General features: G+C 56.9%; 13 protein-coding genes. 6 read left to right on the top strand and 7 right to left on the bottom strand.

All coding sequences use genetic code 11. From position 1 onward, the window contains the following. Positions 1 to 252: 252 nt before the first annotated feature. Positions 253 to 1,755, bottom strand: a complete 1,503-nt coding sequence (guaB, locus tag RA157_RS14170; RefSeq protein WP_350333782.1) for an IMP dehydrogenase — start codon at positions 1,753 to 1,755, stop codon at positions 253 to 255. A 285-nt stretch (positions 1,756 to 2,040) separates the two neighbouring features. Between guaB and RA157_RS14165 the strand changes: the two genes are divergently transcribed. After that, the gene (locus tag RA157_RS14165; protein WP_350333781.1) at positions 2,041 to 3,426 is read left to right on the top strand and encodes a hypothetical protein; all 1,386 of its coding nucleotides are present in this window, start codon (positions 2,041 to 2,043) and stop codon (positions 3,424 to 3,426) included. Positions 3,427 to 3,430: 4 nt separating this feature from the next. Continuing rightward, on the top strand, positions 3,431 to 4,261 hold the full coding sequence (locus tag RA157_RS14160) for a metallophosphoesterase family protein (protein WP_350333780.1): 831 nt from the start codon (positions 3,431 to 3,433) through the stop codon (positions 4,259 to 4,261). 8 nt (positions 4,262 to 4,269) lie between these two features. Here RA157_RS14160 and RA157_RS14155 read toward each other — a convergent pair whose 3' ends face one another. Next, positions 4,270 to 4,986, bottom strand: coding sequence for an RlmE family RNA methyltransferase (locus tag RA157_RS14155; RefSeq protein ID WP_350333779.1), 717 nt, complete (start codon positions 4,984 to 4,986; stop codon positions 4,270 to 4,272). After that, on the bottom strand, positions 4,983 to 6,395 hold the full coding sequence (locus tag RA157_RS14150) for a Ppx/GppA phosphatase family protein (RefSeq protein ID WP_350333778.1): 1,413 nt from the start codon (positions 6,393 to 6,395) through the stop codon (positions 4,983 to 4,985). Before RA157_RS14150 ends, RA157_RS14155 begins: the two co-directional genes overlap by 4 nt. Positions 6,396 to 6,607: 212 nt before the next feature. On the opposite strand from RA157_RS14150, the gene RA157_RS14145 reads away from it, so the two are divergent. Next, entirely contained in the window at positions 6,608 to 7,720 is a 1,113-nt protein-coding gene (locus RA157_RS14145; RefSeq protein ID WP_350333777.1) for an ATP-dependent DNA helicase, read from the top strand. Positions 7,721 to 8,129: 409 nt separating this feature from the next. Then, entirely contained in the window at positions 8,130 to 9,686 is a 1,557-nt protein-coding gene (locus tag RA157_RS14140; protein ID WP_350333776.1) for a trimethylamine methyltransferase family protein, read from the top strand. Here RA157_RS14140 and RA157_RS14135 read toward each other — a convergent pair. Both RA157_RS14135 and RA157_RS14130 read right to left on the bottom strand, forming a co-directional pair. Continuing rightward, the gene (locus tag RA157_RS14135) at positions 9,677 to 12,895 is read right to left on the bottom strand and encodes a 2Fe-2S iron-sulfur cluster-binding protein (RefSeq protein WP_350333775.1); all 3,219 of its coding nucleotides are present in this window, start codon (positions 12,893 to 12,895) and stop codon (positions 9,677 to 9,679) included. The genes RA157_RS14140 and RA157_RS14135 overlap by 10 nt on opposite strands. Positions 12,896 to 12,930: 35 nt before the next feature. Further along, complete coding sequence (locus tag RA157_RS14130) at positions 12,931 to 13,377, bottom strand: MarR family winged helix-turn-helix transcriptional regulator (RefSeq protein WP_350333774.1); 447 nt, start codon at positions 13,375 to 13,377, stop codon at positions 12,931 to 12,933. A gap of 141 nt (positions 13,378 to 13,518) precedes the next feature. On the opposite strand from RA157_RS14130, the gene RA157_RS14125 reads away from it, so the two are divergent. Together RA157_RS14125 and RA157_RS14120 are read left to right on the top strand one after the other, a co-directional pair. Then, on the top strand, positions 13,519 to 15,072 hold the full coding sequence (locus RA157_RS14125) for a sulfatase-like hydrolase/transferase (protein WP_350333773.1): 1,554 nt from the start codon (positions 13,519 to 13,521) through the stop codon (positions 15,070 to 15,072). A gap of 26 nt (positions 15,073 to 15,098) precedes the next feature. Continuing rightward, positions 15,099 to 15,698, top strand: a complete 600-nt coding sequence (locus RA157_RS14120; RefSeq protein ID WP_350333772.1) for a DUF4202 domain-containing protein — start codon at positions 15,099 to 15,101, stop codon at positions 15,696 to 15,698. Between the two features lie 16 nt (positions 15,699 to 15,714). Here RA157_RS14120 and RA157_RS14115 read toward each other — a convergent pair whose 3' ends face one another. Beyond that, complete coding sequence (locus RA157_RS14115; protein ID WP_350333771.1) at positions 15,715 to 15,960, bottom strand: MoaD/ThiS family protein; 246 nt, start codon at positions 15,958 to 15,960, stop codon at positions 15,715 to 15,717. Positions 15,961 to 15,976: 16 nt separating this feature from the next. Next, complete coding sequence (locus tag RA157_RS14110) at positions 15,977 to 18,241, bottom strand: xanthine dehydrogenase family protein molybdopterin-binding subunit (RefSeq protein WP_350333770.1); 2,265 nt, start codon at positions 18,239 to 18,241, stop codon at positions 15,977 to 15,979. Between the last annotated feature and the right edge of the window lies 1 nt (position 18,242).

Genomic DNA, 18,242 nt, shown 5'->3' with positions numbered 1-18,242 from the left:
AGCGGTCTGCAACGATCTCGATTGGTCACAAAGTGCCCACAATGCAGGCCTGTTGCGTCATCACCAGCCCGCGACGCTAATCATCCGTTTGACGTTCTCATGATCATTCGTTCAGGTTCTCCTGAAAGACTTGAAGCCAGATAGCTCCAATCTCTTACAGCAGACCTCTATGAATGATCTTCTGCGACATCATGATTAGATAAAAAAAGAAACCGGCAGAAATCTGCCGGTTTCCAAGAGCATTCAACGGTGTCAGACACCACCCGGATAATTCGGGCTCTCTCTCGTGATGGAGACATCGTGGGCGTGGCTCTCGCGAAGACCGGCATTGGAAATCCGGACGAAACGGGCCCGCTCCTGGAAATCCGTAATGGTCGCACCGCCCGTATAGCCCATGGCAGCCCGCAGGCCGCCTGCAAGCTGGTGCAGCACACCGGACAGCGGCCCCTTGTAAGGCACCTGCCCTTCAATGCCTTCCGGCACCAGTTTCAGGTTATCCCGGACCTCGGCCTGGAAATAGCGGTCAGCAGAGCCGCGGGCCATGGCGCCAACGGAGCCCATGCCACGATAGGATTTGAAGCTCCGGCCCTGATGCAGATAGACCTCACCCGGACTTTCATCCGTGCCTGCCAGCAGTGAGCCGACCATCGCGCAGGATGCACCGGCGGCAATGGCTTTGGCCAAGTCGCCTGAGAACTTGATCCCACCATCGGCAATCACCGGAACGTCGTACTGATTAGCCACTTCAACGGCATCAAGAATGGCAGACAACTGAGGGACACCGACGCCCGCCACAATACGGGTGGTACAGATGGAACCGGGGCCGATCCCGACTTTCACAGCATCCGCACCGGCATCAATCAGCGCTTTGGTCCCGTCAGCAGTCGCCACGTTACCGGCAGCGATCTGAACAGAGTTACGCTCTTTCTTCAGACGACTGACTGCATCCAGAACCTTCTGGGAATGGCCGTGAGCCGTGTCGATGACCAGAAGGTCAACACCGGCATCGATCAGCTGCTGGGCACGGTCATAGCCGTCCGGGCCAACTGTTGATGCAGCAGCGACCCGAAGACGGCCATCGTCATCCTTACAGGCATTGGGATTGAGCTGGGCCTTCTCGATATCCTTGACCGTAATCAGACCAATGCAGTTCCGGTCGCCATCAATCACCAGAAGTTTTTCAATCCGATGCTGATGCAAGAGATGCTTGGCCTGGTCCTGATCCACACCCTCATCAACGGTGATGAGGTTCTCATGGGTCATCAGTTCGCAGATTTTCTGATCCGGATTTGATGCGAAACGCACATCACGGTTTGTCAGAATGCCAACGAGCCTGCCTGTTACACGGCCGCCATCGCCGCCATTTTCAACAACTGGGATACCGGAAATCTTATAGTGCGCCATCAGATCAAGCGCATTCTGCAGGGTCGCATCCGGTCCGATCACCACCGGATTGACCACCATGCCGCTTTCGAAATTCTTCACCATTTTGACTTCTTTCGCCTGCTGTTCAGGCGTCAGGTTACGGTGAATAACTCCCATGCTTCCGGCCTGGGCCATGGCGATGGCCAGACGGCCTTCTGTCACGGTGTCCATGGCAGCGGAAAGAATGGGCAGATTGATCGACAGCGTGCGGGTGACCCGTGTGCTGACATCCACCTGCCCCGGCATGACATCGGAATGTCCCGGCTGGAGAAGCACGTCGTCAAACGTCAGGGCTTCATGCCCAAAAGCTGTTTCGGAAAAGGTCGCCATTGCTGCCAACTCCTCAAAAGGAAATACCAGACCCCTGCCTGACCGTCATTTTGAACTGATCACGCATGAGTCGTCTAAGCGGTTGAAGTTGACGCGGGTCATTACCACGGCTTTATGCACTTGCAAAGCAAAGAGTTGATGACAGAGACAGGAATCCGAACCAAAGCCACCTGACAGAGACAAAAAGTTTCTGTTCTCGCGAAGATGTGTCCCCAATCGGGGTCGAATTGAGCTAAAGCAGAGCCCAGATAAGTAGTCTTACGGCTGTAACGGAGCCCATTCCATATGGACATCACCACATTGCTGATCGCGACCGCACTCATTGTCGCTCTATCAATGATTCTGTCGCCGCGGGTCAGAACCACATCGGGCTTTTTTCGCGGCTATACAGAGGACGGCACCCCGCCCAATCTCGGTACGCTGATCTTCTCTCAGGTCACCACCTGGATTTTTGCCCGCTCCCTGCTGACCGCAGCCATTCTGGGGTATTATTACGGCATTGCCGGGGCTCTGGCCTATACGGCCTATTATCTTTCCTTTTTCACGGGCGGCGCAATCGTTCAGTCCATCCGCTTTCGCCACGGTTACAGCAGCGTTCAGGATTTCCTGAGAGACCGCTTTGGTAAGACAGGAACCGCCACCTATAACTTTGTCATTGGCATTCGCCTTCTCAGCGAGGTCTTTGCCAATATGCTGGTTGTCGGGGCAATCTTCGGCGTGGCTGGCAGTACGGAATATCTGGCTGCCATTCTTATTCTGGCCGCTGTTATCCTGGTTTATTCAATGATGGGTGGTCTTCGCGCGTCTCTCAGAACAGACGTGTTTCAGATGAGCCTGTTCGGCGCGCTTCTGGCCTATCTCTTTGTGGTTCTGCTTGATCTTCGCGACTGGTCCATCACTCCGCTGTTTGAACCCAAAACACTCGGCTTTGATGCAGGCTGGCATCTTCTTGTCGTCGCTCTGCTGCAGGTCTGGAGTTATCCGATGCATGATCCGGTGATGATGGATCGCGGCTTCCTGGCTGACCAGCAGACCACCCGCCGCAGCTTCTTCCATGCGGGTTGGATTTCCATGCTGTGCATCCTGATCTTTGCCCTTCTTGGTGTTCATGCCGGTCAGGTTGCTGTCGAAGGCGAAGTGCTGAATGACACGCTGACCCGCATTCTCGGCACCACATCCATGACCGTTCTGAACATCGTGCTGATCATCTCCGCGCTTTCAACGCTGGATTCGACCCTGTCGAGCTCTGCGAAGCTCGCCGTGGTGGATATGAAACTGGTACCGGAAACCGTGCTCAATGGCCGTCTGGCCATGGTTGTTGCCATGCTCGGTGGTCTTGTTTTCCTGTTTGCCGGTTCGAAAGACCTCTACTCAGCTGTCGCTGTCAGCGGCACGGCCTCCATGTACCTGGCGCCCGTCATTTTCTTCTGCATCTGGGGCAATCGTGAAGTAGCGCTCTGGGCCTATCTCACCTCCTTTGCTGCAGCCCTTGGCGGTGCCGCGCTCTACTTCGTTGAAGCGGGCGGCGCCTCCTCCCTTATGACACCTCTGCTGGGTATCGAGCATAAATACACCAAACTTCTGGTGATCTGTGTTGCGGTTCTGGCTATTGGCAACCTCGCCTTTGCTCTGGGTTTGAAGCGGACGCAACCACGCCTGTCACCAGCCTGAACCGATGCTGTTACCGCATAAAAATATCGCTATCGCCGGAGATCGTATGCTGGTCTTCGGCGGCGTTTATGGCAACCTGCAGGCGTTCGAGGCTCTGATGGCTGAGGCCCGCAGGCTGGGCCTGTCTTCGGCACAGATGATCTGCACCGGCGATCTGGTTGCCTATTGTGGTGATCCGTCAGAGGTGGTCGACGCCTTTCGCCAAAGCGGTATTGAAACAATCCAGGGCAATTGCGAGGATTCTCTGGCACAGGGGTCTGATGATTGCGGCTGCGGCTTTGACGATGGCACAGCCTGTTCGCTCCTGTCGGCGCAATGGTATGCGTTCTGTCGAGCGGAACTACGTCAGGATCAGACAGAGTGGATGGCGTCTCTGCCCCGGTCAATTACCGTGACACTTGGCTCTCACACATTTCGCGTGGTGCACGGGACAACCAGCTCAATCAACGAATTTGTCTTCCCGTCCGTTGATGAAGCACACCTTGCCGGGCAATTCACCTCTGAGGATTTCGACCACGTTCTGGCCGGGCATTCCGGTATCCCGTTTCACCGCCGGGTTGGCGCGCGGAGCTGGATCAATTCCGGTGCTCTTGGCATGCCTGCCAATGACGGCACCCCGAGGGTCTGGTATGCCCTGATTACGGTGAAAGAGACCGGCACCGTTGATGTGACTTTTCATGGCCTCGACTATGATTATCAGGGCGCTGCTGCAACCATGAAAGCCAAGGGACTGGTCAACGGCTATGCGGATTGCCTGAAGTCTGGTCTTTGGCCAAGCCTCGATGTTCTGCCGCAGGCGGAACAGGCCCTGACCGGTCAGCCGCTCACCTTCTGAGCACAACCTCAGTCCTCATCATCCTCAGCCCCTCGGAAACCCTTGGCAAGAACATAGAGTTCCGGGCTTTCCTTACGGCTGGCCGGTGGCTTGATGTGGGCGACTGACTTGTATTCCCGCTTCAGCTCCTGAAGCAGCTCATGTTCTGTACCACCACGGAAGACCTTGGAGAGGAAGAGACCGCCAGGCACAAGTGCATTACGGGCGAAGTCTGCGGCCACCTCAAAGAGATGCGTTGTGCGCAGGTGATCGGTCTTGCGATGGCCCGTGGTTGGTGCAGCCATATCGGACATGACAATATCAGCCTTATGCCCGCGCAGGGCTTCCATCAGCATGTCCGGGGCATCATCGTCGAGAAAATCCTTCTGCAGAATGGTAACGCCCGGCATGGGGTCCATACCAAGATAATCAATTCCCACAACGCGGATATCCTCATCAGTGGACCCCACACGCTGAGCCGCAATCTGGCACCAGCCACCAGGTGCTGCGCCCAGGTCAACAATCCGGGCACCAGGGGTCAGGAACTTGTGTTTCTCGTCCATCTCAATGAGCTTGTAAGCCGCACGGGATCTGTAGCCATCTTTCTTGGCCTGAGCCACATAGGGATCGTTCAACTGACGCTGCAGCCACAGGGTCGAACCAAGCTTGCGACGCTTGGCCGTTTTCACTTTCACATGCAGGCTTCTGCCGGAGAGGTTTCCGCCACCGGATGATTTCTTGCTCACGTCGCCTCTCCGTTCGTCTTAGTCCTTTTCCTCGGCCGTCCCTTGGCCTGTCGGCCATTCTGGCTCCGGCCAGGTCTGCGCCAGACACCATTGCGGTCCATCAGTTCCGTCAGAATGCCCTCACGTAGCCCCCTGTCGGCCACCCGCAGGCGCTCGCACCGCCATTTACGACGTATGGCCTCAAGGATTGCACAGCCCGCCAGAACCAGATCCGCCCGGTCCCGACCGATACAGGGATTGTTCACCCGTTCTTCAAATGACATGTCCAGCAGGGTTTGCGTCATCCGGTCCACGTCGGTTTCCCGCATCCAGAGCCCGTCGACCCGCCGCCTGTCATAGCGATCAAGATTGAGGTGGATACCTGCCAGTGTTGTCACTGTTCCGGACGTGCCCAGCATATGCATGCCACCGCGGTCGATCGCCCGGCCCAACGCCTCGCCACCGAATGAATTGGCGTCCAGCATGGTAATAACTTCCGCTACCATGGCCTCAAAGCTCTCGCGCGTCACATGCTCACCACCATGCCATTCCGACAGGGTGACCACACCAACTGGCAATGACGCCCAGTCGCGAATTGAGCGTGACAGGGTACGGGAACGGCGCTCGCGCTCACGACGGGAATCCAGCCAGACGATTTCTGACGACCCGCCACCAATGTCAAACAACAGCGCGCCTTCCGCCTTTGGATGGACAAGAGAGGCACAACCAGCGACCGCCAGACGCGCCTCAGTCTGCCGGTCAACAATCTCAAGGGTCATACCCACTTCAGACCTGACCCGCTCAAGAAATTCCTCGCCATTGGCCGCACGTCGGCAAGCCTCTGTTGCGATAAGGCGGAAATGACGGACCTTCCGGTCCTGAAGTTTGTCCTGGCAGACCTTCAGCGCCTCAATGGCACGCTCCATTGCCGCACCATTCAGGGCACCAGTGCGGGAAATTCCCTCACCCAGACGAATGATACGGGAGAAGGCATCCACCACCCGAAAGCTCATGCCTTTTGGCTCAGCCACCAACAATCGGCAATTGTTGGTCCCGAGATCGAGCGCAGCATAGCGATCAGCCGGGCGGCTGTCTGGCCTGCGATGGGAAGACCGTGGAGAGCGTGGTGGCCTCTTGCGGTCCTTGTCTGCCTTGGCAGAAGAAGGACGCGCAGGCGCTGGTCGCTGTTCCGTCTTTGCAGTTGCCGGCTTGTTCTGTCCGGCTGCATTCTTGTCTTCATGTTCAGGAGACGGTTTGTTCTTCTTGAACCGTCTCCGGTATTTTTTCCCGGATTTCGCACCGGCTTTAGATGGTTTCCCACCCCCGGAGCGACCTCTATCATCACTATGACCAGCCTGTTTCTGACCGTCACGAAGGGATGATACGGCCGGGCGACCCGCTGTACGCGGATCCTCAGCCGAATCGACCAACCCATTTCTCCTCGTCCGGACGCCTGCAGCTCAAGAGTTCTGGCGCAGCGTGCGGCAAGTGTCTCACTTGGCGACAAGTGTATCAGGCAAGACCAGTGAGGCAAAGCACTTCCGTTCCCACATCCCAAGAAAGCCTGTTTGCTTTTCCTTAGCGTCAGGACGAGGAATCAGACATAACCGAGAACAGACAGTGCACAAACAGGCAGCTTGCCATGACCGCTCTCACATGGTCCACCGAACAGGACCGAGCATTGAAAGAGACTGCAGACTGGCTGAAAGGCCGGTCCGGCGGCATCTTTCGGCTGTTTGGCTATGCAGGTACCGGCAAAACGACCATTGCCCGGCATCTGGCAGAAGGCGTCAATGGCAATGTGCTGTTCGCCGCCTATACGGGCAAGGCAGCCGATGTTCTGCGCCAGAAGGGATGTCCCGATGCCAGCACCATCCACAGCCTGATCTATCGGCTGGATGGTGAGGATGATGAGGAAGGCACCCCGGAATTCCGTCTCAACAAGCAGAGCAAGGTGAAAGATGCGTCCCTTGTCATCATTGATGAATGCTCCATGGTGGACGAACAGTTGGGGACCGATCTTCTGTCTTTCGGGACGCCGGTTCTGGTGCTGGGTGACCCGGCACAGCTTCCCCCTGTGGCCGGTGGCGGGTATTTCACGGATCACGAACCGGATGTCATGCTGACCGAGATTCATCGTCAGTCTGCCGACAACCCGATCATTCAGCTTGCAGAGACCATCCGCAATGGCGGTCGCCTCTCTCCCGGCACCTATGGTGACAGCCGGGTTATCCGCAAGCAGGACATCACATCAGAAGATGTGCTTGAAGCTGACCAGATCCTTGTGGGGCTCAACCGCACCCGCCGTCGCTACAATCAGCGTATCCGGGAGCTCAAGGGGTTTCTTACGGACGGCCCCCAGCGGGATGATCGACTGGTCTGTCTGCGTAATGACCATCAGAAAGGTTTTCTGAATGGCAGTATCTGGCATGTGATCAAGATGATGGCCCGTCGTGGTGATCGCTATCGCATGCATATTGCCTCAGATGACCAGAGCGAAGGCGTCCGCAGGCTTCGAATCAGCGTTCATGAGGCCTTCTTTGAAGGTCGGGAAAATGAAATGCCCTGGCAATTGCGCCGGAACTCCGATGAATTCGACTTCGGCTACGCCCTGACCGTGCACAAGGCACAGGGGTCACAATGGGATAACGTGATTCTTTTTGACGAAAGCGGTGCCTTCCGCGAGCACCGGGACAGGTGGCTTTATACCGGAATTACCCGGGCTGCTCAGTCCCTGACTGTGGTCCTCCCATAAATTCTAGACCAATCGGTCAGTCTAAAACCGTTTGCAACCCACGCGAAAAACCGCATAAACCTGCCATTTTTCAACCATTTCAAAAGCTTAACGAAAGATTTAGTACCAAAAAATCAAAACCGTGGAGCTGTCTCCCCCTCCCCAAGACCTATTTTCGGTGGCAGTATCTCCCCAGCTCAAGTCGCAACCCCAACCGACAGAGCAATATAAAAAAAATAAAAAGATCCTTTTTCCCCGTCACCTCGTCCCGGTGGCGGGGTTGTTTTTATCTAGAGCACATCCACTTCCTGTTCAGAGAAGTCTAAGCTTCGGTTCAGCTTTCCGGGACGTTCGTCTTTTCCGTTTTCGAATGGCCTGTTTCGGATCACTCTTTGCGCATGATCCATATTACAAGACCGGACAAGACCTGATGGCAGAACGGGAAAGACGACGCAGCGGTGGACGTGCTGCACGGGTAGCCAAGCGGAAAGCCCCAAAGGCGGAAATCAATCCGGCACCAGCCGGCCAGTCCGGAGGCCAGTATCGCCCCCTGTCCGAAAAAGACGTTGAGGCCATATACAGAACGGCTCTCCGCATTCTGGACGAGGTTGGTATGGGAGACGTGCCGCCTGTGGTGCGTGAGGCTGCTCTGGAACGCGGAGCAACCATCAATGCCCTGGGCCGCCTGTCTTATCCCAGGGCACTGGTCGAAGAGATCATTGACGGCGCGGCAAAGAGCTTTGTCTTTCATGGACGGGACCCCCAACATGATTTCGAGATAGGCGGAGACCGGGTTTATTTCGGCACAGGCGGAGCAGCCGTCCAGACACTCGATCTTGATAGCGGCCTCTACCGCCCGTCGACCTTGCGGGATCTCTATGACTTCACGCGCTTGATCGACACCCTGCCCAATGTGAGCTGGTTCACCCGCTGCTGTGTGGCCACCGACGTGCCCGAGCCCTACGACCTCGATATCAACACGGCCTATGCCCTCGTGGCCGCAACAACCAAACCGGTCGGGACCAGCTTCACCATTGGCGACTATGTGGACCCGGTAATTGATATCTTTGACGAGGCCCTGGGCGGGCCGGGACGGTTCGCCGAACGGCCATTCTGCAAGGCGCATATCAGCCCGATTATTTCCCCGCTGCGTTATGGGGAGGACGCGGTGGATGTGACGCTGGCCTGTATTCGTCGCAAGGTGCCGATCAATGCCATTATTGCCGCTCAGTCAGGTGCAACAGCCCCTGCCCCGTTGGCTGGCATGCTGGCCCAGACAACGGCCGAGACGCTGGCAGCTCTGATCATGGTCAACCTGTTCTCGCCCGGCTATCCGATGATTTTTTCCAACTGGCCCTTTGTGATTGATCTCAGAACCGGAGCTTTCTGCGGTGGTGGCGGCGAGATTTCGCTTCTCAATGCAGCATCCGGCCAGATCGGCAACTGGCTTGGCCTGCCCACAGGAGCCGCCTGCTCCATGGCTGATGCCAAGGCAGTGGATGCCCAGATGGGCATGGAGAAGGCTCTGAGCGCCCTCGCCACAGGGCTGGCAGGCACGAATATGATCTATGAGTCCTCCGGTATGATGGCCAGCCTGCTGGGCGCATCTTTTGAGGCCTTCGTCCTCGATAATGAAATGCTCGGCCATGTCCACCGGGCCATACGCGGCATAGAGGTCAATGAGGAAACGCTGGGCTTTGATGCAATCAGGGAAGCCGTGACCGGTGAAGGTCATTTCCTTGGTGGTACGCATACAATGAATGCCATGCAGCGGGATTATTTCTACCCCAAGCTCGCCGACAGGGTGGACCCGCGCAGCTGGGCTGAAAACGGTGCGGAAGACATCTGGTCGCTTGCCCGCGAGGAGGCTCGTTCGATCCTGACCCGGCACCACCCCCATTATCTGAGTGCAGCCCAGGACAGGCGGATACGGGATCGGCACAAGATCCTTCTTCCGGAAACAATCCGGCAGGAAGGTCAAAGCTGAACGGTTACCGTCCCATCCGGGGTTTTGCCGCGTGAGCAGCAGAGAACCATTCGGGTCTTGCGCTCGTCATCGCTCAGTACATAATCCCGGTGCTCGACGTCACCCTCCAGAACCTCTGCCGTGCACACACCGCACAGCCCGTCGCTGCATTTCACATCAACGGCGACGCCCGCTTCCATCAGGGCATCTGTCGCCGTTTCATCTGCCCTGACAGGCACCAGACGACCGCTTTCAGCAAGTTTCAGGGTAAAGGGATGGTTCTCGTAATCTTCTGCATCCGGAACCGCAAAATATTCCCGGTGCAGACTGGCTTCAGACCAGCCATTGACTCTTGCCGCATCAAACACGCCATCCATGAAGCGGACCGGGCCGCAGGTATAGGCATGCTGCCCCTCGCTCCAGTTCCCAATCGCTGAGGTCAGATCAAGCCGTGTCCCTTCAGCAGAGACGTGCAGGCTCACATGGCTCTTCCACGGCATGGTCTGCAACAGGGGCCAGTAGGCAGCTTCTGAACGGTCTCTTACAGCATAATGGAGATGGAACGGGCGCCCCGCCCTATGGAGTGCCCACGCCATGGGAATAAATGGCGTAATCCCGATGCCACCACCAAACAGAAGGCTTTTGCCCACATCATCAAGAAGCGGGAAGTGATTGCGCGGAGGCGAGATGAACACCTTGCGGCCAGGCCTGAACACCTGATGCATCAATCGCGATCCGCCCCGCCCTGTATCCTCTCGCAGAACGCCAACCTCATAGCGGCGAAGGTCATTTGGATCGCCAGCCAGGCTGAACTGGCGGAAATATTCCGGCGCAACAACAACATCGATATGAGCGCCGGGTTCAAAGGCGGGCAAAGGCCGTCCGTCAGCGGTCTCAAACACAAATGTGTCGACCTTGTCCGTCAGCGTCCTGCGTTCCTTGAGAATGACCGGGAAGGCAGGCGGTTCTCCCTCTGGCATCTGAAACGGTGGAGCCAGTTCCGCTGTGTCTCCCTCGTTCAGGCGGCGGCGATAATCCTCCGGTGACAGCAATGTCTTGTAACGCTGAATACCTTCCTGCCGATTGATGGGGGATGGTGCAGGAAACGGTGCGGGCACACTATCTGCGGGGTAGCAGGCCAGCGTCTGATCCTCATGGCGCAGGGTCAGGTCACGGTTCAATCCCCGCTGATTGACGGCTTCGGCCTGCCGATAATGCCCGTCATCGGTCAGCTCCAGATCCCACCACCATTTTTTCACGGGATTGATCGAGCCGTTACCGAGCCAGTCGTCGAGGGCCGCAAGGGTTTTGGCCGCTCCGGGCCAGTTCATCGCCATCCAGCGGAACGGGGCTTCTGCAAACAGGCCCTCAAGGTTCCAGGGGCAGGTTTTCATGCAGCGCCCGCACATGCTGCCGGAGGCGTTAGTAATGCGGTAGCGACCACATTTCTCGGCATCCGACTTCCAGATTTCATAGCCGTTGAACATGCGCTTGGGCCCTGCTGTGATCGAACCTGACGGGCATTCCCGCGCACATTTGTTGCACGCCTCACAGAAGCTCTGCATGCCGAAATCGATGGGCTTGTCGTGCGCCATCGGCATTGTGGTGGTGATGGCACCTGATTTAAGGCGCGGTCCCAGGAATGGATTAAGGATCACCTCACCAATCCGGCTTACCTCGCCAAGACCAGAAAGAAGCAGCAGAGGCGGTTGGAGAACCTCCCCATGCAGAACGGTGTGGTTCATCGCAGGATAGCCCAACCGCCGAATATGATCAGCGACGACACCGCCGATCAGCGATGTCCTGAGATAGGCCCGCATGGACTGAGCAGCCGAAATCCAGTCATCACCGCTTGCCCCCTCCATCGTCTCGTGTCCCTGATCGATAATAATAGAGACCGCATCGCTGTGATAAGGCGTGATTTCCTTGCCCGATGCATCATGAGAGTAATAAGCCCAGTCCGGACAACGACTGAGCCCGACCGCATCCGCACCCAGAAAGTTCAATGCCGCCTTGATCCGGGCTGCATTGGCATCGGAACGTCCCTTGTCCGCGTTCTCTCCAACTGGTCCGTCCTGCAACAGGCTAAGCGCACCCAGAGGCCGTCTGGCGCAATAGCCAAGCGGGTTTTCGATCACATATCGCCCGCCCTTTGCGCGATCCTGGACCTTCTTCCCCAGATCGCCAAAGAGCGCACGGGCAAACATATCCGCCCGTTTGGGAACCCGCCTAACCCGCTCTTCATCAATATAGGTTGTGGGTGTCTCGCGACGTTTCAGGGTTTCGTGCGGATGCAGACCATCCTTGTAGAGACGCTTTGCATAAGGCTGGCCATTCACTGCCCCACCGCGTGCACTGTCATAACCCAGCCACCAGCGGGCTCCGTGGGACCAGCGTCGGGTTGCTGCGGTTTCCACTGCCAGAGGTTGATCGCATGCAAGATCCAGTGTGGTGGTCACTGCGGCCAGACCAAATCGCCTGCCGAGATAGGGATTACAAATATCGCCCGCCTCTTTATCCACACAGGCAAGGCCGGCTGAAACAGCCGCACGATTGAGAGCAATATCAGATGCGGTTGCTGTATGCGCCCGCGCCTCATAACCAAGAATGCGAATGTAGTTGGAAAGCACGACCGCAGTCTCAGCACTTCTGAGCGCCGCTCTGTGCGTCTGCAGACCTCTAATCCAGTCTGTCCCCTCCTCTGTGTCGCCGGGATCACGAGGGTATTCAGTCAGGCAGGCAATGACATGGCTATGATGGTCGATAGAACCACGCTCCGCCCGCGCAGAGGACAGCACATCAGCGAGAACAACATCAATACCAGATGCAAATGTGTTGACCTGCCCGGCCTCAATCATGGCCGCCAGATCATCAAGCGCCGGGTTCTCTCTCGGCTCAGGCAACAGGAGATCGTCTGAAAGAGTACCGATACCCATCATGGAGGCATCAAAGTAATAGCCGGTCGATTTAATATTCTCACTGCGCAGACAGGGATCATCGGGAATCTCGGCCCGTGATGACCAGACCTCTCCATCTCTCAACACATCCAGCATACTCAGGAATGTGCGAATGGACGGTGCCAGTGTCCCCTGCAGGCCGGGCGCATCGAAATCGAGCAATGGGTCGGGAACCATTCCGGCCAGTGACGGAGCACTCTCTGTGCGTGTCAGTCTTTCCAGAGGGAACGGGCCGAGATGAACCGGACGGTTACGATACGAGAACAAACGCATGCTGGCTCCTCTCCCCCTATACTCCGTCCCACTCGTCAAATGGACGGCAGGTCATCTGCTTCCTTGTCAGAGAGACTGTCTATGCAGGTCTGAAAGACGGCAAGTTCTTCTGCACTGAGTTTGCTGGTGAAATGCTCCGCAACACTTTGGGCCAGCGGTGTAATGGTTTCCAGCAGGGACTGGCCTTCTTCCGTCAGGACGATTTCCACATATCGCTTGTCCTTTTCAGAGGATGTGCGGGCCACGAGCTTTTTCTGCTCCATGGCACGAAGCGATCGTGACACGATTGGACGGGCCACACCGATGTAATCCGCCACATCTGACGGACGGCGCAGCTTCTCGTGACCTATGGCGGAGAGCAGACACCAGGTCAGACGCGTGAGGTCATAACGCCCGAGCGCAATCTCAAACCGTCGCTCTATTCCCCGCGCCATCCGTGAGACGCGATAACCGAAGGCAGTATGAAGGTGGTATTCCAGCATTGGATACAGTTCCCATAGATAATTATCATCGTCAACTTCATAATCCTGCATTAGGGTCAAAACGGATGACAGGCACCCCGGTGGTCGCTACTCTCCCTTCTCAACACACCATTCTTCTCGGCAGATTGATCAGGTTCCGCCATGACTGACAGCAGACCCAATATTCTGTTCATCACTCTGGATCAGCTCCGGGCTGACATCTTCTTCGACCTTGTTGACAATGACCCGGCCTTTGAGACCATGCGATCTCTGGCAGCTGACGGTGTCTCTTTTCGCAAGAACTTTTGCGCTATCACACCGTGCGGCCCCTCCCGTGCCAGCCTGCTAACCGGGCTCTATGCCATGAACCACCGGTCTGTACGCAACGGCACGCCGCTCGCGGCAGATCACACCAATCTGGCCCTTGAGCTGAGGAAGGCAGGACGTGAGCCGCTTCTGTTCGGCTATACGGATGCCACACCAGACCCACGTGGCCTGGATCCCAATGACCCGAGCCTGACCGACTATGAGGGGCTTCTCCCCGGTTTCACGGAAGTTGCCCGGATGCGTGCCGATGACAATGCAGACTGGCGACGCTATCTGATCGCTCTTGGCTATGACGCACCGGATGCAGCCAGCATTCAGGTGCCTCAATCACCTGATCCATCGCGGGATGCCAGGATCAATGACCCGGCCCTCTTCCACAGGGACTACAGCGAAACCGCCTATCTGACCGATCAGCTTCTCAACCACCTGAAGCTTCTGGGCGATAAGAGCTGGAGTGTGCATCTATCCTATATCAAGCCACATCCGCCATTTGCGGCGGCTGCACCCTATAACACGTTCTGCACTCCCGAAGCGGCACCAAAGCCCGCTCATCATGGATCACTTGATGCGGAAATGGCTGTTCATCCGGTCTTTAAGGCCTTCTTCTCAAAGGCCGGCCAGAACTATCAGACCCAGCTGCCCGGAACTGACGCTCACACGCTGACACCGGAGCAGACGCAGGAAATCCGGGCTGTCTATATAGGCCTCATCAAGGAGCTGGATGATCATATCGGGCGGATCATCGCTTATCTGAAAGAGACAGGCCAATATGACCGGACGCTGATAGTCCTCACAGCAGATCATGGCGAAATGCTGGGTGACCATCTGATGTGGGGCAAGGAAAGTGTCTATGAGCGGGCCTTTCACACGCCAATGATCATCCGGGATCCAAAACGGCGCCAAACTGCCGGGCGTTCTGTTGAGCAGATCACCCAGTCGATTGATGTCGTCCCGACCATTCTCGACTGGCTCGACCTCAAAATCCCCTATCAGCTGGACGGGCAATCTCTGTTGCCACTCCTTACGGATCAGGATGCATCCAGCCTCCGGGATTACGCTTATATGGAGCTGGATTTTGCCAACCCGGCACGCACCAGCATTTATGAAACAAAGTTTGGCCTGCCGTTCAATCAGCTCAATGTCTGTATCCTGCGTGAACACCAATACAAATACATCCATTTTAACGGCGGGCTGCCGCCACTTCTGTTTGATATGGATGCAGATCCCAATGAGATGACCAACCTTGCGGAACAGCCAGAGCATCGCGATACAATTGCACGGATGACCCGAGCTCTGCTTGACCATAGAATGACCTATGCGGATCGCCGTCTGTCGGGATATCATGCAACAGCTGATGGCATGCGGCACATTGATGACCGTACATCATAACTATTCCAAAAGATCGAGGAGCTTCTATGTCTCAACTGGCCAACGTTCTTGAGCAGATAGACGCAGCAAACAGCGCGGATCCCCGCTCCATTGAAGCCGATGGCAAAACATGGCCTTATGAACTGCTTTATGGACGGCGCATGTCAGACGTGCTGGCCGGGTTCGAACCGGATGCCAGTGAACTTTTACAGATTGCCGCCCGGGGCCAACATATTGAACGCTGGGTCATTCCGCGCGATTCCTATCCCCGCAACAAGCCCGGTTATCATCGCTGGCGGGGAGCGCAGAAGAAACGACATGGTTCACGCGTGGCAGAGATGATGTCAGAGCATGGCTACAGCACTGACGATTGCGAACATGTCTCCAGCATTCTTCAGAAGAAGCATCTGAAGACGGACACAGATACGCAATGCATCGAAGATGTGGCCTGCCTGGTCTTCCTCACCTATTACGCTGATGTCTTTGCGGCTGATCATGAGGACGAAAAGGTCATCAATATCCTGCTGAAGACCTTGCCGAAGATGAGCGAAAAGGGCCACGGTTTTGCCGGCAGAATTGATCTGTCCGAGCGCATGGCCACCTGCCTTGGAGAGGCCATCCGGCGCTTTACAGAAACAGCGGAATAAATCAGACGCTGGCTGCCTAACCACCAACCATGCGCGGCAGCACGAAGACCTCGGCTCCTTCAGGGATAGGCGCGAACCAGGCGTCTCGGTAGATCTGGCCATCGATGGCCACCGAGACGCCCTTTTTCAATTGCGGTGCGAGGGCGGGATAATCAGTCTCAAGCCGGGTCAGAAGCTCTTTCACCGTACGAACATCAAGGTCCAGTTCGGCCTCGCCGTTCGTTGCATGTGTCAGAGCTCCCCAGAGCACCACTTTGACCATTCCCGCCCTTTGTCCTCTATTCAGCCGCTTCGCGATAGCTGCTCATCATGGCCAGCAGGCGCGGCGGAGACATAGGTGTTTCAGTCACCCGCAGACCAATCGCCTGGGAAACCGCATTACCGATAGCCCCAAGTGGCGGCACGATTGGCGTCTCACCCACACCGCGCACGCCGTATGGATGTCCCTCATTGGGGATTTCGATAATCTGCGTATCAATCATCGGCAGGTCTGAGGCAACCGGCATGCGGTAATCAAGGAAACCGGCATTCTGCAGGCGGCCGTCTTCGCCGTAGATATATTCCTCGTTCAGGGCCCAGCCGATACCCTGTACCGCGCCACCCTGATACTGCCCTTCCACATAGGCGGGATGGATGGCCTTGCCCGCGTCCTGAAGCACTGTATAGCGGGTAACCGTGCTGCGGCCTGTCTGCGGGTCAATCTCCACATCAGCGATGTGAACACCGAAACTGACACCGGCCCCATCCACATTGACCTCGTGATGACCGGCAATCGGGCCTCCGGTCCGGGCGGCGCTTGCGGCAATCTCCGCCATAGACAGCGGTTCAAAATCACCGGCATTCGGGCCGGACGGACGGGCATGACCGTCTGACCAGTCCACCGCTTCTTCCGGAATACCCCAGATTTGTGCGGCACGTTTACACATTTCCCCAATGGCAGCCCGTGCTGACTGGATGGTGGCATAACCGCTTGAGAAGGTCACACGGCTGCCATCGGTCACATCGTTGAAGCCGAGCGCAGAGGTATCAGCAACAATCGCCTTCACCCGGTCGTAAGGAATGCCGAACTCTTCCGCCGCCATCAGGCACATGGAGGCACGTGATCCACCAATATCCGGCGTACCAACCGCAATCGTCACGGTGCCATCATTGCCGATATTGATGTTGGAACAGGTCATACCGCCGAAATTGAACCAGAATCCCGCAGCAATGCCACGTCCCTGATTGGGGCCGAGTGGCGCTGAATAATGCGGATGTGCCTTCGCGGCTTCAAGCGTCTGGATCAGGCCTATCGGGCCGAATTTCGGGCCGTAGGACGAACGATCCCCTTCCTTAGGGGCATTCTTCAGACGGAAATCCACCGGGTCCATGTCAATCCGGCGTGCCAGTTCATCAATGACGCTTTCAACCGCAAAGACGATCATCGGCGCGCCAGGCGCACGATAGGCCGCCTGTTTCGGTCGGTTGGCCAGCACATCCCAGCCCACGGCACGCACATTCTCCAGCGCATAGCAGGCAAAGGCTGCCATGGCCCCGAATTCCACCGGAGAGCCCGGGAATGCCCCACCCTGATAGAACAGTTCCGCGTCTGCTGCGGTGATCCGGCCATCCTTCGTAATGCCGATCTTCACCCGATTGGCAGAGCTGGATGTGGGGCCTGTCGCCTTGAACACTTCTTCACGGCTCATGGTGATTTTCACCGGGCGATTGGCCTTGCGGGAGAGCGCCAGCACCACCGGTTCAACAAAGACCGTCGTCTTGCCACCAAAGCCGCCGCCGATCTCGGACGCTGTCACCCGGAGCTTGGACACGTCAATGCCCAGAAGTCCGGCGCAGGTATCGCGCACCATATAATGCCCCTGGGTACAACCCCAGAGTTCTGCCTGACCATCCGGCCCCATGCTGCCGAGCCAGGAATGTGGCTCAATATAGCCCTGGTGGGTGGCTTCTGTGCGGAAGGTCCGTTCGACAATAATGTCAGCTTCCGCAAATCCCTTACCCACATCACCATGACCGAATTCATGCCGGGCGGAGATGTTGGACGGCTTTGTGGCAGGCGGGTTGACGCCAACCGTCAGAAGATCCTCACGGATCAGTGGCGCGTCCGGTTGGGCCGCCTCTTCCACATCCGTTACATGCGGCAGAACATCATAATCGACCTCGATCAGCTTCAGGGCCTGACGGGCGACAGACATGTTGACGGCGGCAACCGCAGCAACAGCGTGCCCCTCATAAAGCGCCTTGCCATGGGCCATGATGTTGTGGAGCGTATCGGTCAGGCTTTCATCCACATCACCAAAATCATCAGCGGTGATAACGGCCTTGACGCCGGAAAGCGCTTCCGCCTTTGTTGTATCAATTGCCTTGATGCGGGCATGCGCGTGCGGGCTTCTGAGAATTTTGCCAACCAGCATGCCGGGGGCAACCGCATCGGCTCCAAAGCGAGCGCGGCCCGTCACCTTGTCGATCCCGTCGGGACGCAGCGGGCGGGTACCAACCTGTTTCAGTGCACCATCGCGGGCTTTTTCCGTGAGTCTGGACATG

It is taken from the genome of Coralliovum pocilloporae, from assembly GCF_030845175.1.
GTDB lineage: Bacteria > Pseudomonadota > Alphaproteobacteria > Rhizobiales > Cohaesibacteraceae > Coralliovum > Coralliovum pocilloporae.
Note: the sequence above shows the minus strand (reverse complement) of the source record. Positions and strands in the feature narration are given on the sequence as shown.

What these genes read in the sequence shown, in the direction of transcription:
- guaB (WP_350333782.1), bottom strand. Translation starts at nt 1,755, where the DNA reads ATGGCGACCTTTTCCGAAACAGCTTTTGGGCATGAAGCCCTGACGTTT.
- RA157_RS14165 (WP_350333781.1), top strand. Translation starts at nt 2,041, where the DNA reads ATGGACATCACCACATTGCTGATCGCGACCGCACTCATTGTCGCTCTA.
- RA157_RS14160 (WP_350333780.1), top strand. Translation starts at nt 3,431, where the DNA reads ATGCTGTTACCGCATAAAAATATCGCTATCGCCGGAGATCGTATGCTG.
- RA157_RS14145 (WP_350333777.1), top strand. Translation starts at nt 6,608, where the DNA reads ATGACCGCTCTCACATGGTCCACCGAACAGGACCGAGCATTGAAAGAG.
- RA157_RS14140 (WP_350333776.1), top strand. Translation starts at nt 8,130, where the DNA reads ATGGCAGAACGGGAAAGACGACGCAGCGGTGGACGTGCTGCACGGGTA.
- RA157_RS14135 (WP_350333775.1), bottom strand. Translation starts at nt 12,895, where the DNA reads ATGCGTTTGTTCTCGTATCGTAACCGTCCGGTTCATCTCGGCCCGTTC.
- RA157_RS14130 (WP_350333774.1), bottom strand. Translation starts at nt 13,377, where the DNA reads ATGCTGGAATACCACCTTCATACTGCCTTCGGTTATCGCGTCTCACGG.
- RA157_RS14125 (WP_350333773.1), top strand. Translation starts at nt 13,519, where the DNA reads ATGACTGACAGCAGACCCAATATTCTGTTCATCACTCTGGATCAGCTC.
- RA157_RS14120 (WP_350333772.1), top strand. Translation starts at nt 15,099, where the DNA reads ATGTCTCAACTGGCCAACGTTCTTGAGCAGATAGACGCAGCAAACAGC.
- RA157_RS14115 (WP_350333771.1), bottom strand. Translation starts at nt 15,960, where the DNA reads ATGGTCAAAGTGGTGCTCTGGGGAGCTCTGACACATGCAACGAACGGC.
- RA157_RS14110 (WP_350333770.1), bottom strand. Translation starts at nt 18,241, where the DNA reads ATGTCCAGACTCACGGAAAAAGCCCGCGATGGTGCACTGAAACAGGTT.